At 48.9% G+C, this 2,125-nt stretch carries 4 protein-coding genes and 1 pseudogene (1 of these 5 cut by a window edge); all 5 read left to right on the forward strand.

Features of this window, described 5'->3' with window-relative positions; genetic code table 11:
* Positions 1-272 (forward strand): hypothetical protein (locus P5674_RS11200; protein ID WP_315669997.1); only part of this gene is annotated, 272 nt, incomplete at its 5' end.
* Positions 273-485: 213 nt separating this feature from the next.
* On the forward strand, positions 486-692 hold the full coding sequence (locus tag P5674_RS11205; RefSeq protein WP_315669998.1) for a hypothetical protein: 207 nt from the start codon (positions 486-488) through the stop codon (positions 690-692).
* Positions 646-1,095: a PIN domain-containing protein gene (locus tag P5674_RS11210; protein ID WP_014276119.1), complete on the forward strand. Its 450-nt coding sequence runs from the start codon at positions 646-648 to the stop codon at positions 1,093-1,095. The genes P5674_RS11205 and P5674_RS11210 overlap by 47 nt, the downstream gene beginning before the upstream one ends.
* Positions 1,096-1,111: 16 nt before the next feature.
* On the forward strand, positions 1,112-1,309 hold the full coding sequence (locus tag P5674_RS11215) for a hypothetical protein (protein ID WP_081848921.1): 198 nt from the start codon (positions 1,112-1,114) through the stop codon (positions 1,307-1,309).
* A gap of 689 nt (positions 1,310-1,998) precedes the next feature.
* Positions 1,999-2,125, forward strand: a pseudogene (locus P5674_RS26590) (tetratricopeptide repeat protein); its annotated part runs 1,109 nt beyond the window's last position; the annotation flags it as partial.

The following is a 2,125-nucleotide window of genomic DNA, read 5'->3' on the forward strand; positions in this document are numbered from 1 at the left end:
GTTGGGTGACTTCTGCTAAGACTTTTTCTAGGAGGGGACTCATCATTGACCTCAATTGTGGGGTTATGTTGATTGTACTATTTAGGGAGAAGCGGGGGATGAGAGGCCGGGGGGCTGTAGCGGTGAAAGGCGATTTCTTGGCTAGTGGGGGGAAAGAAACCGGGTTTCAGGGATGCTGTAGTGGGAAATCGGTTGGTGCAAGAAACCCGGTTTCAGGATTGAGGGCGGAAACCGGGTTTTTGGGAGGGTTTAGGGGGGAAATGAGGGGATGAGCGCAACCCGGTTTCTTGGCTAGTGGGGGGAAAGAAACCGGGTTTCAGGGGTGCTGTAGTGGGAAATGGGTCGGTGCAAGAAACCCGGTTTCAGGATTGAGGGCGGAAACCGGGTTTTTGGGAGAGTTTGGGGGGAAATGAGGGGATGAGTGCAATCCGATTTCTGGGTTGGGGGGTTAAAATGGGGGGGATGTCTTTGCTGATGGTGTGGCGATGGATGAAAGGCTTGTACAGGCTTATCCCTCCCTGATTCAAGAACTGCTGACCTGTACCAGTGGGGAAGAGCCGCAAATCCTTAACCGTCACCTGGAGTTGCTGGATGAGAGTTTTGTACAGGCGTGGGAGTTGGTGGTAGCTAATGTTAGGGGGTTGGATGGTTGCGGTATATTTAGATGTGTGTTGTCTCAATCGCCCCTTTGATGACTGGGCGCAGGAACGGGTTCGGCTAGAGGGAGACTCAGTTTTAGCTATTCTGGAACGAGTTCGCACGGGAGAATGGCAACTCATTTCGAGTGAAGCGATCGCTGTGGAACTGGAAAAAATGCGAAATCTGGAGAAAAAAACGAGCATCCTTAGTCTTTTGGCGTTAGCAACCCAGATGCAAGACATTAATCCGACGGTGGAGGAACGTTCACAACAATTAGAAGGATTTGGGTTTGGGCTGTTCGATTCTTTTCATCTGGCTTGTGCTGAAGCGGCTGGGGCAGATATTTTTCTTTCTACTGATGATCGCCTTCTTAAAACGGCTCGCAGGTACGCATCTCAATTAAAGGTTCCTGTTAGCAATCCGGTGGTTTGGTTGATTCAGGTTTTCCAAGAGTAATAATCAGGAGTTATGGATGATGAATGCAGTAGAGTTAAGAGAAAAAGGCTATCAGATTTTAGTCAATCATTTGGGACAGTCTGATGCAATTCGCTTTTTGCAACAAATGGGTTGGGGTCAGGGAGATTATACCCAGGAGCGGCGTGATGTTTTAGAGTCGGTGACGCGGGAGGAGTTTTTGGAGAATTTACGGAAAATCAGAGGTCTTCGGTAACCAGGTTTCTCAGTGGCGGGGATGGGGTAAAATCGGGATGGTGTCCCCTAACCCGGTGTGTGGCTATGGATGAACAAAGAGTGCAGGCTTATCTCTCCCTGATTCAAGAACTCCTCGAATGTCCCAGTGGGGAAGAACTACAAATCCTCGATGGTCATATGGAGTTGGCAGATGAGGGGTTTGTGCAGGTGTGCAAGTTGGTAGCACTACAGTTTCGGGAAGAGGGAAAAGACGACCTAGCAAAGTTTTTGCAGGATATGGCGCAGCAGGTTGAAGCGTTTTTGGGGCGGGCGCAGTTTTTGCAGAATGTAGCGCAGCGGCTTGAGGCGTTTTTAGGGCTGGAGACGGCGCAGCCATACCAAAGCGAAGGGCAGTCATCTCAAAGCGAAATGATACCCGCAGAATACGAAACTTTTTTGCAAGAAGCGATTCGGTTGAGCAATGAAAGTGGTTTTGACCCATCCGTTGTTTACCACTTCCTCGGCAGTCAAGAGGCCATACTTAATGATGATTTGATTGCCTTTATTCCAACCTTTGCAAGAAGCAACAAGATTTCTGATCTGTTTAATTTTGCGAATTTGTTGCTAAATTTTCCTCTGGGTCAACAGGCGATTAATCTAGAGATTGTGATAGCCATCTATACGGAAGCTCTCGCTTATTTTGATAGCCAGGAGCGTGTATTGGGAATTATGACAGGATTTCCAGGAGCATCGCTAGCTCCCTCTGAGAAGCAAAATCGCCCAACTGTCTGGGCAACCATGCAAAATAACCTGGGGAGTGCCTACCGGCAACGCATCCGGGGAGAACGGGCAGAGA

The organism is Limnospira sp. PMC 289.06, assembly GCF_032350395.1.
In the GTDB taxonomy this organism is placed as follows: domain Bacteria; phylum Cyanobacteriota; class Cyanobacteriia; order Cyanobacteriales; family Microcoleaceae; genus Limnospira; species Limnospira platensis.